The 15,311-nt window shown below is 61.1% G+C and carries 14 protein-coding genes; 2 read left to right on the top strand and 12 right to left on the bottom strand.

All coding sequences use genetic code 11. The annotated features are described in order from the left end of the window. Window positions 1–16 precede the first annotated feature (16 nt). Genes ISN39_RS13575 through ISN39_RS13545 form a run of 7 tightly spaced genes read right to left on the bottom strand, consistent with a single transcriptional unit; the run spans window position 17 to window position 7,141 of the window. Complete coding sequence (locus ISN39_RS13575) at window positions 17–970, bottom strand: oligopeptide/dipeptide ABC transporter ATP-binding protein (RefSeq protein WP_194727848.1); 954 nt, start codon at window positions 968–970, stop codon at window positions 17–19. Further along, complete coding sequence (locus ISN39_RS13570; RefSeq protein WP_194727847.1) at window positions 971–1,987, bottom strand: ABC transporter ATP-binding protein; 1,017 nt, start codon at window positions 1,985–1,987, stop codon at window positions 971–973. 8 nt (window positions 1,988–1,995) lie between these two features. Beyond that, window positions 1,996–2,913: a dihydrodipicolinate synthase family protein gene (locus ISN39_RS13565; protein WP_074069355.1), complete on the bottom strand. Its 918-nt coding sequence runs from the start codon at window positions 2,911–2,913 to the stop codon at window positions 1,996–1,998. A 19-nt stretch (window positions 2,914–2,932) separates the two neighbouring features. Next, the gene (locus ISN39_RS13560; protein WP_194730190.1) at window positions 2,933–3,808 is read right to left on the bottom strand and encodes an ABC transporter permease; all 876 of its coding nucleotides are present in this window, start codon (window positions 3,806–3,808) and stop codon (window positions 2,933–2,935) included. Window positions 3,809–3,811: 3 nt separating this feature from the next. After that, window positions 3,812–4,771 (bottom strand): ABC transporter permease, encoded by a 960-nt coding sequence (locus ISN39_RS13555; RefSeq protein ID WP_194727846.1) that lies wholly within the window; start codon window positions 4,769–4,771, stop codon window positions 3,812–3,814. Window positions 4,772–4,829: 58 nt separating this feature from the next. Then, a complete protein-coding gene (locus tag ISN39_RS13550; RefSeq protein WP_194727845.1) occupies window positions 4,830–6,413 on the bottom strand; it encodes an ABC transporter substrate-binding protein in 1,584 nt (527 codons plus the stop codon). Continuing rightward, window positions 6,410–7,141: a FadR/GntR family transcriptional regulator gene (locus ISN39_RS13545; RefSeq protein ID WP_039845753.1), complete on the bottom strand. Its 732-nt coding sequence runs from the start codon at window positions 7,139–7,141 to the stop codon at window positions 6,410–6,412. Before ISN39_RS13545 ends, ISN39_RS13550 begins: the two co-directional genes overlap by 4 nt. 334 nt (window positions 7,142–7,475) lie before the next feature. On the opposite strand from ISN39_RS13545, the gene ISN39_RS13540 reads away from it, so the two are divergent. Beyond that, entirely contained in the window at window positions 7,476–7,943 is a 468-nt protein-coding gene (locus tag ISN39_RS13540; protein WP_074069351.1) for an Rrf2 family transcriptional regulator, read from the top strand. A gap of 1 nt (window position 7,944) precedes the next feature. Here the strand turns inward: ISN39_RS13540 and ISN39_RS13535 are convergent, their stop codons facing one another. Further along, window positions 7,945–9,021 carry an acyl-CoA dehydrogenase family protein gene (locus ISN39_RS13535; protein ID WP_194727844.1) on the bottom strand — a complete coding sequence of 359 codons (1,077 nt, stop codon included), beginning with the start codon at window positions 9,019–9,021 and terminating at the stop codon, window positions 7,945–7,947. Window positions 9,022–9,245: 224 nt separating this feature from the next. Here ISN39_RS13535 and ISN39_RS13530 point away from each other — a divergent pair, with 224 nt between their 5' ends. Next, window positions 9,246–9,983: a metallophosphoesterase family protein gene (locus tag ISN39_RS13530; protein WP_194730189.1), complete on the top strand. Its 738-nt coding sequence runs from the start codon at window positions 9,246–9,248 to the stop codon at window positions 9,981–9,983. On the opposite strand, the gene ISN39_RS13525 is transcribed toward ISN39_RS13530, so the two are convergent. Genes ISN39_RS13525 through ISN39_RS13510 form a run of 4 tightly spaced genes read right to left on the bottom strand, consistent with a single transcriptional unit; the run spans window position 9,984 to window position 15,262 of the window. Then, window positions 9,984–12,332, bottom strand: a complete 2,349-nt coding sequence (locus ISN39_RS13525) for a polysaccharide biosynthesis tyrosine autokinase (protein WP_194727843.1) — start codon at window positions 12,330–12,332, stop codon at window positions 9,984–9,986. 4 nt (window positions 12,333–12,336) lie between these two features. Further along, the gene (locus ISN39_RS13520) at window positions 12,337–13,344 is read right to left on the bottom strand and encodes a glycosyltransferase family 2 protein (protein WP_194727842.1); all 1,008 of its coding nucleotides are present in this window, start codon (window positions 13,342–13,344) and stop codon (window positions 12,337–12,339) included. Next, complete coding sequence (locus tag ISN39_RS13515) at window positions 13,341–14,267, bottom strand: glycosyltransferase (protein WP_074069347.1); 927 nt, start codon at window positions 14,265–14,267, stop codon at window positions 13,341–13,343. Before ISN39_RS13515 ends, ISN39_RS13520 begins: the two co-directional genes overlap by 4 nt. Next, window positions 14,267–15,262 (bottom strand): glycosyltransferase family 2 protein, encoded by a 996-nt coding sequence (locus tag ISN39_RS13510; RefSeq protein ID WP_194730188.1) that lies wholly within the window; start codon window positions 15,260–15,262, stop codon window positions 14,267–14,269. Before ISN39_RS13510 ends, ISN39_RS13515 begins: the two co-directional genes overlap by 1 nt. Between the last annotated feature and the right edge of the window lie 49 nt (window positions 15,263–15,311).

The raw sequence follows: 15,311 nt of genomic DNA, 5'->3' as shown, positions 1-15,311 counted from the left end.
ATGCTCCTTTTGCCGATCAATCCAGGTCGTCTCGAATGCAGGCCTTGAAATGCCCAGGGGCCACTTCGCGCAGTTCCGGCACGGTCCGGGCGCAGGCATCCAGCGCCTTTGGACAGCGCGTCCGGAAGACGCAGCCGCTTGGCGGGTTGGCGGGGCTTGGAATGTCGCCCTTCAATATCTGCCGGTTACGCCGGGCATCCGGGTCAGGCGAGGGGATCGCCGAGAGTAGGGCGCGGGTATAGGGATGCTGCGGCCTGGCATAGAGATCGGCGCTCGTTGCGATCTCCATGATCCGCCCGAGATAGAGCACGATCACGCGGTCGCAGATATATTCGACCACCGCCAGGTCATGCGAAATGAACAGCATGGTGAGGCCAAGGCGCTGCTGCAGATCGCGCAGCAGGTTGATGACCTGCGCCTGGATGGAGACGTCGAGCGCCGAAACGGGCTCGTCGGCAACGATGAATTCCGGCGACAGCGTCAAGGCGCGGGCAATACCGATGCGTTGGCGCTGTCCACCGGAAAATTCATGCGCATAGCGATTGAGTGCGTCGGCCGGAAGATCGACCTTTTCGAGGGCGGACCGCGCCCGGTCGAGCCTTTCCTCGCGCTTTCCGATGCCCTGGATCTTCAGCCCCTCCGTCAGGATTTCGCCGATCGTCATGCGCGGCGAGAGGCTGGCATAGGGGTCCTGGAAAATATACTGCATGCGCGGCCGCGCGCGCCGCATGGCGGAGGCGGACAGCTCGGTGAGTTCGGTTCCGTCAAAGCGCACGCTTCCGGAAGAGGGCTCGACCAGCCGTAGCACCGAGCGGCCGATCGTCGTCTTGCCGCTGCCGGATTCGCCGACGAGGCCGACGACCTCGCCCTTGCCGATATCGAAGGAGATATCCTGCAGGATCGTAAGTTTCGTGCCGCGCGACGTATAATGTTTCGCGAGACCGCGAACGGAAAGCAAAGGCTCGTTCATCTAAATCTCCCGCCAGCGGATGCAGCGGCTTCGATGCTGCGGATTGACGTCTTCGAGCGGCGGGACAGCCGCGCGGCACGCGTCTATGGCGAACTTGCATCGAGGCGAGAAAGCGCAGCCCGGCGGCATTTTCATCAGGCTCGGCACCATGCCGGGAATGGCGGCGAGCTTTTCGCCGGCGAGCTTCATGCGGGTTGCGTCGCCGAGCCGCGGCATCGAGGCGAGCAGGCCGATCGTATAGGGGTGCTTCGGATGGCGGAAAACCTCGCCGACCGGCCCCTGCTCGACGATCCGCCCGGCATACATGACCGCGACGCGGTGGGCGATTTCCGCGACGACGCCGAGATTGTGGGTGACGAAGAGCATCGCCATGCCGCGCTCGCGCTGCAGCTTCAAGAGAAGGTCGAGGATCTGTGCCTGGATCGTTACGTCGAGCGCCGTCGTCGGCTCGTCGGCAATCAGCAGCACCGGATCGCAGGCGAGCGCCATGGCGATCGTCGCGCGCTGGCGCATGCCGCCGGAAAGTTCATGCGGATATTGGCCGGCACGGCGCTTCGCATCCGGAATGCCAACGCTTTCGAGCAGGGCGATGGCCGCATTCATCGCGGCCTTCCGATCCGCCCCGCGATGAATGCGGATCGGCTCCGATATCTGGTCGCCGATGGTGAAGACGGGATTGAGGCTCGACATCGGCTCCTGAAACACCATGCCGATATCGTCGCCGCGGACTTTTCGCATGTCGTGCTCGTCAAGCAGGACGAGGTCGGCGACGGCGCCGGTCTTCCGCTTCAAGCGAATGCTGCCGGCGGCGATCGCGCCGATATTGCGGGTCAGTAGCCGCATGACCGAAAGGCTCGTTACCGACTTGCCCGAGCCGGATTCGCCGACGAGTGCCAGCGTCTCGCCGGCGGCGACGGTCAGGTCGATGCCGTTGACCGCCGTCACCTCGCCGCCGCGGATGCGAAAGATCGTCCGCAGTCCGCGAATGTCGAGAATGGGATCGGCGGTCTGTTGCATGGCGATCATCAGCCAAGCAGCTCGGTCGCGCGCAGGATCTCGTCGATCTTGGCGGTCTCGGCTTCGTTAAGGGGAGCACGCGGACGCGGCATGAAGGCAGTGTCGATGATGCCAAGCCGCTTCATGGCGGTCTTGAAGGCGCCGATGCCCGAGGCGCCGCCGCTGACACGGCCCTGCGCGATCCAGACGATTTCGAAGAGCCGGCAAAGACGTTCCTGCTCCTTCTTCGCGAGAGCCCAGTCGCCACGCTGCGCCGCATCCCAAAGGCGGACATAACCGTGCGGGTCGACATTGGCGATGCCGGGAACGACGCCGTGGGCCCCCATCAGCAGCGCGGTATCAACAACGATTTCCGAGCCTGTCATCAGGAAAATGTCCTTGTGCGCGGCGAGATCCAGAAGCGCATAGCGGAAATTGCCGTCGTCGCCGCTTGAATCCTTCAAGCCGATGATCGTGCCTTCCTTGGCGAGCGTCACCGTCGTTTGGCGTTGCAGCTTGACGTTGACGCAGACGGGAATGTCATAGGCGATGAGCGGCACATCGACGGCGTCGCGGATATAGCGGAAGTGGTCGAGGATCTCGGACTGGCTGGTAACGGTGTAGAAGGGCGCTGTTACGACAACGGCGTCGGCGCCCGCTGCCTTTGCGATCTTCGCATGCGAAATGACCCGATCGGTCGTCGGATCGATGGTGCCGACGATGAGCGGCACGCGGCCGTTTACCACCTTCGCCGAATGTTCGATGATCTCGCGCCGCGTCTTGTCGTCGTAAAAGACCACCTCGCTCGTCGAACCGAGCACGAAGACCCCGTGGCAGCCGGCGCCGATCAGGTGCTCCAGAACGCGCGTATAGGAGGGATAGTCGACGGTGAAATCCGGGTTCAGCGGCGTTACGACAGGAGGAACCACACCCTTGAATTTGCTCATTTTCGCTTTCTTTCGATTGTCAGTTTAATTCGGCGCGAGGATCGAAGGCGTCCCTCAGGCCATCGCCAATGAAATTGATCGCAAGCACGGCAAGGACCAGCGCCCCACCGGGGAAGAGCCATTGCCATGGATATTGTTCGAGAACTGCGGTGGAGCGGGCGGCATTCAACATGTTGCCCCAGCTTGCAGCCGGCGGCGCAATGCCGAGCCCGAGGAAGGAGAGGCCGGCCTCGAGAAGAATGGCATTGGCGATCTGCAGCGTCGCATAGACCATCAGGATATCGATCGAATTCGGCAGGCCATGACGGAAGAGCAGGTGTGGCAGGCCGGCACCCATGCCGCGCGCCGCCAGGACGAAATCGCGTTCGCGCAGTTCCAGCAGTCGCGAGCGGATCATGCGGGCAAGCAGCGGCCAGGAGAGCAGCGAGATCACCATCACCGTCGGCCAGATGCCGGTACCGGCAATCGAGGCGAGCACGAGCAGGAAGATGACGGGCGGCAGCGTCATTACCAGGTCGACGAAGCGCATCGAAAGCGCATCAGCCCAACGGCCGGCCAGGGCGGAGACGGCGCCGAAGAGGAAACCGATCATCGCAGAGATCGCAGTCGAGGCGACGGCGACCAGAAGCGAGATGCGGCCGCCCTCCAGAACCCGGGCAAAGACGTCTCGGCCAACGCCGTCCGTGCCGAACCAATGCGTCGCGGTCGGGCCGCTGTTCATCGCCAGGAGATCGATGTCGTTCGGCAGGAAACGCCACCAGAGCGGATAGGAGAGGATGATCGCCAGCATCGGGATCGCGACGCATAACCCGAAGACGGCTGCCCGGTTGAGAAGGAAGCGGTCAAAGGCGCGGGCGAGAGGGCCGGGTCTGTGGGTTGCGGTGCGGGCCAGCATCACTCAGCCCACCTTGATGCGCGGATCGATGACCGCATAGGCGATATCGGTCAGCAGATTGACGATGATGACGCAGGCGCCGATGACGAGCGTCGCACCCATGATGACGGGATAGTCGCGCGTCTCAACGGCATCGACGAGCAGCAGGCCCATGCCCGGCCAGTTGAAGACGCTTTCGATGAAGATCGCCCCGCCAATCGCAAGGCCGATGGTCGAGCCGATCAGCGTGACGACGGGCAGCAGCGCGTTTCTGAGCGCATGCTTGGTGATGACCCAGAATTCGACGACGCCCTTGGCGCGGGCGGTGCGCACGTAATCCTGGTTGAGGACTTCGAGCATCGAGGCGCGCGTGTAGCGCATGATCAAGGCAGCCTGGGCGATGGCGAGCAATGCTGCAGGCAGGATTAGATGCCGCAGGAGGTCGAGGACTGAGAACTCCTCGCCCGGCGTCAGCATGCCGCCCGATGGCGTCCAGTTCAGCCGGACGGAAAAAATGTAAAGACCGATCAGCGCGCTCAGAAAGGCCGGGCTGGAAATGCCGGCAAGTGCGAAGACCGAAAAGGAAATGTCGGCGACGGAATTGCGGCGCACGGCGCTGATGACGCCGATCGCAATCCCGGCGACGATGGAGATCACCAGCGCGGTGCCCATTAGGAGCACCGTGGGGCCGATGCGCGAAAGCACGAGGCTAAGGACCGGCTGGTCCAGCCGCTTGATCGAATAGCCGAGATTGCCGGCCAGCGCCTGCTGCAGCCATGCGAGATACTGAACCGGCAAAGGCTGGTCGAGCCCGAGCCGGCTGCGCAATTCAGCAAGATCAGACGACGACATTGGGATGTTGGGATCGATATAGGCATCGATCGGATCGCCGGGCGCAAGGCGCAGCAGCAGGAAGATCAGCGCGCTCAAGGCAAGGAGCATGCCCATCCCGATGATCACGCGCCGGAGGCTGTATCTGAGCATTGGAAATCCATTCCGTGAGGGTGGCCGAAGCCACCCTCGATAGTTCAAGAAGAGCGCCTTATTCGGCGATCGACCACTGCTGCGGATTGGCCTGGTATGGCCCGCCGCCCGGAGCCGGCGTCCAGACGAAATCCTTGACCTTGGTCGACACCACGCCGTAGCGGTTCGCGACCCAAAGTGTTCCCCAGGGCAACTCGGTGTTCATCACCTTGCAGACCTGCTGATAGCGGGCATCGCGCTTGCTGCTGTCGGTTTCGGCAAGGGCAGCATCGAGTGCTGAGGTCAGATCCGGCATGCGGGCGCGCACGACGTTCGGGCCTGCCGGCGGTATCTGCTTTTCGTTGAGGCCGGGATTGATGCTGCCGGCATCCGGGCCGTTTTGCAGGCCGGCATAGACCATCTGGAACTGCGAGATGTCGGCATCTGCCTTCAGAACGATGCTGTTGTAGGTCGGCGCATCGACGGCGCGCGGCACGACATTGATGCCGACCTGGGCGAGCATCGCCTGCACTGCCGCGAGCACGTTGGTCGCAAGCGGCGTCGTGTAGTAGGTCAAAAGCGTGATCGGCTTGGCGCCGTTGATCTGATCCCAGCCCGCTTCCTTCAGCAGTTCCTTGGCCTTTTGCGGATCGTAGGCGTAGGCTTCGATATCCTTCGGCACCAGCCGATCGGCGATATAGGCGCAATTGGCCGGCGTCGCAGCGCCGCTGTAAAGGCTCTTGATGATGGCGTCGCGATCGATGGCATACATCACCGCCTGACGGACGCGCACATCCTTCCAGATCGGCGAATCGTGGTTGAAGCCCAGATAGTTGACGACGAACGAGTTGCCTTCGATGACTTTGAAGGACTTGTCGTCCTTGAAGGTCGGCACGTCGTTGGAATCGACATAGGTGAACTGGATTTCACCGGACCGGAGGGCGGCGATCGCTGCCGCCGGATCGGCGAAATATCGATTGATCACCTTTTCCAGCGCCGGCTTGCCGCCGCGATAATCGATGTTGGCAGCGAGCTCGACATATTGATCGGTGACGTATTTGGTGAACTTGAACGGGCCAGTACCGATCGGGGACGTCGACCACCAGGTGCTCTTTGCAAGCTGGTCGGCGGGGGTGGAGGCGAGCGCGTGCTCGGGCAGCATCATCACCTTGGTCATGGTATCCAGGATACTGGCACTCGGTGCGCTCAGCTTGACGACGAGCGTATGGTCATCGGGTGCCTCGACCGCGGAAACCGGCTTGAGGCGCGCGGCAAGCACCGAGCCCGTCTTGGCGTTCGTCGCCAGTTCAATGGTGAATTTCGCATCCTTCGCCGTGAAGGACTTGCCGTCATGCCACTTCGCATCCGCGAGCTTGAAGGTGTAGGTCTTCTGGTCCTCGCTGACCTCATAAGACGAGGCAAGCACGCCGACGACCTTCTGCAGCTTCTCGTCATAGGCGACGAGCGGCTCATAATAGATGCTGAGCCAGGTGAAGCCGGCGGTCGCGGCCAGCGGATTGAAATTGCCTTGAAAGCCGCCGGGGCCGACGTCGAAGCCGCCGGAAAGCGTTGCCGCTTCAGCCGGCGTCGTGAAGGCTGGAATGGCGGTCGTCGCCATCATCGCGGTAAGTGCGATGGCCGATAATCTGGACAGTCGTTTCATTGTGTTCCTCCCACATTTGAACTTGTCTTGTTATTTGCGATCACCCGGGAGATGCCGGCATAATGGCGATCCAGGCGTATGCGCGCTTCCTCCAGGTTCTTCGCTTCCACTGCATCGACGATCGCCTCGTGGTCCCTCCAGGTGGCCATGGGATCGACATTGTCGAGATTGACGAAGTCGGACGCCTTGTAAAAAGCCAGCCAGAAAACATCGATCAGCCGTACGAGCGTCTCGTTGTTCTGGCAGCGGAAAAGCAGGCGGTGGAAAAGCTGGTCGTCTTCGGCGAAGGATTCGCCGCGCTCGGCATGGAGGCGCATCCTGTTTGCCGTGGCACGCAGCTCGGCGATATCCTCATCGCTGATCATCTCCAGCGTCTTGCCGATGAGGCCGACTTCGAGCGTGCGGCGGATCTCGAGGACTTCCTCGATCTGGCGAAGCGCGCCGCCGAGGCCGTAAGCCAGATTGTCGAGCAGCGGCTCGAAGGAGAAGGCCTTGACGAAGATGCCGACACCGCGCCGCGATTCCAGAACGCCAAGCGACTCCAGTGCCTTGATGCCCTCGCGTAACGAATTGCGGCTGACGCCGAGTTGGCTTGCAAGCTCTCCCTCGGCCGGTAGCAAAGTTCCGGGAGCAAGGCCGTTGTCGGCGATATAGGCGCGAAGGCTCTCTTGCACCGAAACGTGCAGCAAAGGCGCCCGCGTCAGAGGCTTCATCGTCTTAAGCGTCATGCCGTTTTCGTCCATGCATGAGTTCAGAATAATGATAGACATATCCACTTGTAGGATATCTGTCAATTGGACATATAGCATAGCCACGCCTTGAGTAAAAGCGGCATCGGTTGCATCCATTGTGGTTGAAATCGTTCGGAGAGCCCGGCGTGACCGTTCTCGCGATCTGCCGATTATTCCGCCGAAAATCTTAAGGCAAGATCATGATTTTTGGGGAGAGCCATAAAGTTGAACTTAACCTATATAAATAATAGCTATTTATTGTGCGTTCATGCTTTCGGCGCTATTTGCATGGATAAAAGAAAGCAGCGGCGCATCTGCGGGATGATCGAAAATGCTGACCAAAAAGGGAAAATACGGATTGAAGGCACTGGTTGATCTGGCGCGTCTGGCGCCGGGAGAAACCGCCTTCATCAACGATGTCGCCGCACGCAACAATATCCCGAAAAAGTTCCTCGATACGATCCTTCTGGAGCTGCGCAATGTCGGCATTCTTCGCTCCAAGAAGGGGCCGGGCGGCGGCTATTCGCTGTCGCGGCCAGCGTCGGAAATCCGCATCGGCCATGTCATCCGCACGCTTGACGGGCCGCTCGCTCCCATTCGCTGCGCAAGCCGCACCGCTTATGAAGCCTGCGACGACTGTTCGGATCCGGAAACCTGTCATGTGCGCCGCTCGATGACCGAAGTGCGCGATGCGATCGCCGATATCCTCGACAACATGACGCTCGAGCAATTCGTCGCGAAGGGCGGCAAGCTTAGCGATGGAGACCACGAGACGTCGCCGGTTTTCGCGGCAGGCTGATCTAGCGATCCTTACGCAGATGATGGGCGGCGCGCTGATGAAGAACATCGGCGGATGTTCTCAGTGCGCGGATGCGGGCGTTCCGCCAATGCCGGTCGAGATTGAGGCCGATACTCGCGGTGTTTCCCCCCATTAGTTCGAAAATCAGGTTCGAGGCATCTATTGCCACCTTACTTGCGACGGCGCGCGCCGCAGTAGCGGAGAAATAGGCATCTTCGGCCGCCGGGCCGCTCATATTGATCTGCGCGATGTCGAGCTTGCGGCCCGCCCTTTCCAGGAGCGCGGCTACCGTCTCTATGCCGATCGCGAGCTTGCCAACGTCGTTTGCCTGTGCTGCGCCGGCATCGGCGGAAAGAACCGCACGCGCGATCCCGAGATCGACGGCGGCATGCAGCAATTCGCCGATCGCCGATGGCGCGTGCGCGACAAGCGCGACTGCGTCCGCGTTGACATGCAAGTCGCTGACCACGATGGCGGCTGTGCCGTTGGTGCGCTGGCCAAGGCCGTCCCAATCATCGACAAGTTGAAGGCCTTCGCTGTCGCAGGGGAGGTAAAGCGCGGTCTGATCATGTTCGACCGCGATCCAATCGGCAAAGAGCACCGCCGGCGAAGACCTGCTGCGGCCATTCACTCGATACCCGAGACCGCGGGGACTGACTGCGGCAGCATCCGCAAAAGTGGCCGCGGCAAAACGATCGCCGGCAAGTACTCGCGCAAAGAGGGCGCGCTGCAGCTCTTCGCCAGCCTGCTGCCGAAGTCCGTCGAGGACTGTAAAATGGACTTCGAGAAACTCGCCGATCGAAGGATCGCCCTCAGCGATGATCGCAACGATTTCGGCGAGCAGCGAATTGGTAACGTCCAGTCCTTCATATTCGGGCGGAACGGTGATCGCGCCAAGGCCGGATTGCGAGAGGGCGTCGATTTCCTGATAGGGTAGGATGCGATTGATGTCGCGCTCGCTCGACTGCCGCTGAAAGGCGGCGGCAAGGGTGCGCGCTGTGCTGATCGCCTCTTCCTCGCTTCCGATGCGCTGTGCGACCGGTCGCGCCCGGTCGTGAAATTGCGATACGGTTCCCATCGATCGTACTCTTGTTCGGTGATGATAGGAGTGATGGATCACCACCTAGATGATAAGGCCGGTTTTTCTACAAAGTCGGTGTGGTTTGAATTTTCTTACCAGCTTGATAGAGATGGCCATGCTTGACCATCCCACAAACCTTTCAATTCTCAACCGCGCAGCTTTCAGTCAGGCACAGGATTGATTATGGCTCATCCATTGAAGATGACCAAGAGGTTCCCATGATGCTATCGCCCGCCCGGCAACGCCTTCAGCTCGATCCCGGCGACAGGCCGATCTATGCCGTCGGCGACATCCATGGGCGGCATGATCTGCTGCAGATGGCCGAATATACGATCGTGCGGGATGCAGCACGCCTGCCCGGGCGCAAGCTCATCATCATGCTTGGCGATTACATCGACCGCGGACCGTCATCTGCGCAGGTGATCTCGCATCTGATGGGGCCGGTGCCGGACGGTTTCGACCGCATCTGCCTGACCGGCAACCACGAAATCATGATGCTCGACTATATCGACGGGAAGATTTCGTTTTCCGAATGGATGCGCATGGGCGCCGATTCGCTGCTGCGCTCCTATGGTCTCGACGCCGAGCATCTGCCGCTCATCTTTCCGACGGCTTCCAAGCTTGACGGCTTCATCCGCCAATCGCTGCCGCGCCAGCATATCGATTTCATGCGGGCGCTGCCGATCCTCGTCGATACGCCGGACGTTTTGTTCGTCCATGCCGGGATCGACCCAAATTTTACGATCGAGAAGCAGAGCGACGAGGACCTCGTCTTCATCCGCGAGCGGTTCCTCGACAGCGGCATCGCGCTGCCGAAGCTTGTCGTTCATGGCCATACGCCCTGCAGCGAGCCGGACGTCCAGCCGCGGCGGCTCAATCTGGACACGCGGGCCTTCAAGAGCGGGAGGCTGACCGTCGCCCGCCTGTGGCGGGGTCGGGTTCACCTCTTCTCCACCTGATCAGGCTTCGGCAGACTGCCGCTTTGGGGGAATTTCCTCCGTGTAGTAGCTGACATATTTGTGGTGGTAGCGTTCCGTTCCGCCGAAGTTGCTGAATTTGGCGAGCTCGGTCATATCCGTCTTGTTGAGGATGACGCCGAGGATCTTCTGCTTGATCTGCGGTTCGGCATTCACGATATCGCGGACCATGTTGGTTGGCGTCTGGCCCCATTCCGTCACGAACAGGAAGCCATCGACCTGGGGCGCAAAGGCCTTCGCGTCGATGACCGGGCCGAGCGGTGCAAGGTCGACGACGATGTAGTCGAACATCTTGCGGGCATTTTCCATCAAATTGAACATGCCCTGCGAGGCAAGAAGCTCGCTGGTGTGCATCAGGTTGTCGTTCGAAACGACCGGCAGGATCGCAAGCTTGGTGCGGCTGTCGACCCTGACTGCGCTTGCCCACGGTACGTCGCCGAGCACCGCTTCGACCAGACCATGCTGCGGCGGGGTCTTGAGCATGCGCGTAAGCCCCGGGTTGCGAAGGTCGGCGTCGATCAGCAACGTGCGCTTGCCGCTGGAGGCAAGCAGTGCTGCGAAGTTCGCGGCGGTCGTCGACTTGCCTTCGCCGGGAAGGGCGGAGACGACGCCGATGACGCGGTCGCTCTTGCCCTGGAACATGACGTCGCTTGCAAGCTTGGCGTTGCGTAGCGTTTCGGCAAAGACCGAGCGGGGCGCTTCGAGAACGATACGCATGATGCGCTCGAAACTCGCGCCGTCTTCCGGCACTTCTGGGGCCGGGGGTAGCGGGGTCTTGCGCGGCTGGAAGACCTTGCGCTCCTTCGGCAATTTGCCGACCAGCGGCAGATAGCCGAGGAACTTCAGGCCCAGGATAGAGCGAACGTCACCCTCGACGCGGAAGAAGCGCTCGCGGAATTCCTGGAATGCCGTCAACGCGCCGCCAGCCATCAGGCCGAGGACGATCGCCAGACCGAGCGTCATCGTCTTCTTGGGGCTCGACGGTGACGTCGGGATACCGGCTTCGGAAATCACACGCGCCTTGGCGATCGGGAAGGACTGTTGCTGTGCTGCCTCCTCGTAACGGCCGAGATAGGCTTCATAAAGCGTCTTCAGCGCGGTTGCCCGCTGTTCGAGATCGTTGAGCTTGACGATCGACTTGTCGGATTCCGAGTTCTTTCCGGTCAGATGCCGGATGTTTTCCTGCAGCGACTCCTGACGCGATTTCGCGACCTCGAACTCGTTGCGGTAGCTGGAGGTAAGCTGCTGGAGTTCTTGGAAGATCTGACCCGTCAGGTCTTCCTTTTCCGTGCGGAGCTGCACCGCCTGCGGATGGTCGGCACCGAAATTGGTGGTGATCTCCTGCTCGCGGCGGGTAACCCCGATATAACGTGTGCGCAGGTCCTGGATCACCGAATTGTCGGTCTGGCCGGAGGAAATTGCGGCGTTGTTGACCGCACCTTCCGGACCCTGATCGACAATCGACTTGAACTGGTTGTAACGGGCCGAGGCGCTGGCCGCATCAGCCTGCGCGACGATGAGCTGTTTGTTGAGGTCGGCAAGCTGCTGCTCGGACATCAGTTCGCCGTTCGCCGAGGTCAGGCCGTTTTCGGTCTTGAACTTTGCGACTTCGAGCGCAGCCTGCTGCGAACGGTCGCGCAGGTCGGCAAGACGTTCCTGCAACCAGACGGAGGCGCGTTCGGTTGCGTCGAAATTCGCGTTGAGCTGGTCGTTCAGATAGGCGTCGGCATAGGCCTTCGTGACCCTTGCCGCCAGCATCTTGTCCGTCGAGCGGAAGGCGACGGCGATCACAGAACTGCGGGAAACGCGTTCCACGGACAGCGCCTGCTGCAGCATGGCCGCAGCCTTTTGACGGCGGCCATTGCGGGCATTCTCCTCCGAGGCCGGCGGGCCGCCCGGTGTCAGGGCGCTGGCAATGAGTTTCACGCCGGATTTCACCAGTTCGACGGCCCCCTGGCCGGGATCGAGGATGGTATCGTTCTCGGAGAGGTTTTGAGCATCGACGACGCTCAGCGCCAACTCGTTCGACTTCAGAATCTCGACGGCGCTCGCGATCTGCATATCCACCTGCTGGGCACTGGCGGCAGGCGCCTCATCCTCGGCATATTTGGTCATGCTGTCATCGAGCAGGATCTGCGTCATCGATGTGTAGACGGGTGTCGAAAGGATCAGATAGATGGCAGCAAGCGCCACGAACGCGACGACGCAAAGCGCGATCGAACCGGCGCGGCGAAACAGGATCGCAATCAGCCGATCGATATCGATGAAGCTGTCGGAATCGTCGGACGCTTTCGGTACCGTGCTGTGCAGGGTCAGGTTTCGTTGATTCATGAGGTCATCCTTTGGGCGAGCGCGGCGCGCCGCCGAACGTTGGAATGTCTGTCTTGAGGCCGGCGCGATTGCGCAATGCCGCGGCCAATCTGTTGATGCGGACAGCGATCGGCATCTTGAGGTGGCGCAGCGCAATCGGATCGCTCCATGCCGCCTTGATCGTGCCGGAGATCGATCTGTTCTTCATGCTGTCGACAAGGAGAAGGAACGATCTCGCCTGCCGCAGGCTGCGTGTCCGGAATTTCTGCGCAGAGGAGGCCTCCACATCGAGCGTATGCTTGCCAAGGAAGACCCTGTCTCCCTCCATCATCGCCTCGATATGCCGGAGTTCCAGCACCCGGGAGATGGAACCCTCGCGGATATTGTAGTCATAGCCGGCAACGGGCTCGACCACGCAGCGCGCGCCAAGCGCCAGTGCGGAGGCGAGGAATACATAGTCCTCGCCGATCCGCAGATTTTCGTCGAAGCGCAGTGCGTGCCGCTCGATGAAGGCTCGTTCGAAAACAGGCTTGAGATAACCAAAATTATGCGTCGTCTGGAAGAGCGCATTGGAGCGAATGAAATCGGCCAGCGTCAGTTCCGGCATGGCTGCCAACGCTATCTCGGAAAACATGGTTTCCGGCGGCGTGCCATCGGCGCGGATCACCCGCAGATTGTCGACCGCGATCTGCGCCCCAGCTTTCTCGGCGCGGGCAATCAGCCTGGCCAGCCGCCCCGGTTCGATCGCATCGTCGGAATCGAGTACGGCAAGCCACCGGCCCGTTGCCGCGGCAATGGCTGCGTTGCGCGCTGCGGCCGGTCCGCCGTTCGTTTCGAGCGCGAGCAGACGGACATTCCTGTCCGAATAGCTGCGGGCCACCTCGCGCGTGTCATCGCCCGAGCAATCGTCTGCAATAATGACCTCGACGGTCACGCCGGTCTGCGCCAGCGCGCTTTCGATTGCCTTCGAAAGCGTTTCGGCTGCGTTATATGCAGCCATGATGAAGCTGATGTCCGGCAGCTCTTTCGTCATGCGGTCCCCTCTGCTGCGCCATATTGGCGAATCTCGCGCACGCCGAGCAGGCCGCTGACGACGCCGAGATGCATCGTGCCGCGAAGTGCATAGCGATAGCGTGGAACGGGCACCAGGATGCAGACGAGCGCCACGCCCAGGCAATAAACGGCCTTTGCGGTGGCAAGTCCGATCTGTTTCAGGCGGTTAAGACCCCTATGCCTCTCCTGCAATAGACGTCCATGCGTCTGGCCGAAACGGAAACGGCGTTTTGCGAGCCATGAAAGCTCCGCCCGTTTTTCCGGCACCGCCTCATAGACATGCGCTTCGGGAGCATAGGCGATGCGTCCTCCGTCCCGGTGCATATGGCTGAAGAATTCGGTGTCTTCGCCGCCCGTCTTTCCAAGCGCTAGGTTGAAGCGGCGGCCCTTCACATGTTCGGAGCCGAGACGGAGCAGCACGTTGCAGGTGTAGCCCGTGCGGATTTCCTCGCCCACCCAGACCGGCAACGTCGAATGAAAATCCCCTTCGCGCATCCAGGCAGGAGCGGTCGATGCATAGACGCTGCGGACCGGGCCGAGGATCGCATCGGCGCCGGTCTTTTTCGCCGCATTCAGCAGCTCCACCAGCCAGTTTTCCGAGGCATCCTCGTCGTCGTCGATGAAGGCCAGGAAATCGCCCTTGGCATTTTCGAGGCAGGCGTTGCGGGCAATCGAGATGTTCGATGCCGGGCAGTGCACATAGGCGATCTCGTGCGGGATCGTCGAGCGGAGCGCGTCGACGCGTTCCTGCGCGCTCGCCGTCACATCGTTGTCGGCAACGATGATGCGCAGGGTGACGTTTTCAGGAACCGCAAGCACGCCAAGCGAAAGCAGCGCCTCGTCCAACGAGGCGCGGCGATAGGTGCAAACGCCGATATCGATCTGCATGCGTTGGTCCTTCATCAAGACGCCTTGCGGTTGCGGAAGCTCAGGAGCTCCATCCAGAAACCGGCCGACCAGGCGAAATGCATCACCATGGCCGAGAGTGCGGCAAGCGGCCCGTATGGATTGCGCTGGCCGACCGCCATCCAGAAACCGTAGCCGACGCAGGCGACGGCCCAGAGGCTGAACGGAATGACCGCAATCCAGCTCAGCACGGCCAGAAACGCGCCGATAAAGACCGGAACCACCGCGAGCGGCAGCATCTGGCGAAGGTTCGGCATGCTGCCGTGCTTCAGAATGTTCTTCGCACGGCCCCGGCCATAGCCGAGATATTGCCGGAAAAGCGTTCCAACGGTTGATCTTGGATAATAGATCATCCGTGTCTTGTCGGTCATCCAGATGCCAAAGCCCGCCTTTTTCAGACGGTAATCCAATTCCGCGTCCTCATTATGACTGAATGTTTCATCGTAGCCGCCGACGGTCTCGAAGGCTGCGACGCGCATCAGCGCATGGTGGCCGTGATCGGTCCAATGGCCCTTGGCTCCCTCGCGATGCTTCGAGCCGCCGTTGCCGAGTTTGGAGTTCTGCGCGAAAGCGGTGGCCTTCTGGAAAATGCCGAATCCGATCGTCTCCATGGCGACCACGACCGAATCCGCCTGAGTAAGCTCGGCCTCTTCGACGAGCCGCTGGCAGTAGTCCGCCGGATAGTCGCCGTGGGCGTCGATCCGGATCAGGTATTCGTAATCGCGGCCGAAGGTCTTGACCGCGAGATTGATGGCTGCGCTCTGGATGCGGCGGGGATTGTCGAGCAGGATGACGCGCGGGTCGGTTTGGCTGATACGGCCGACGATCTCACGCGTGCCGTCGGTGCTTCCGCCGTCTGCGACGACGATGCGGGCGTTCAACTCATCAAGCGCCGGGCCGAGTTTTTCGATCAAGGGTTTGATGTGCTTTGCCTCGTTCAGGCAAGGAATGATGATGAGGCTGGCGACGCTGGAACAAACGTCAGTCTTCATTGCAGTCGACCCTTCTGGAACTGCGGTTGCGGGGTTAGAGGCATCGGCC

This window comes from Rhizobium sp. 007, assembly GCF_015353075.1.
GTDB lineage: Bacteria > Pseudomonadota > Alphaproteobacteria > Rhizobiales > Rhizobiaceae > Rhizobium.
Note: the sequence above shows the minus strand (reverse complement) of the source record. Positions and strands in the feature narration are given on the sequence as shown.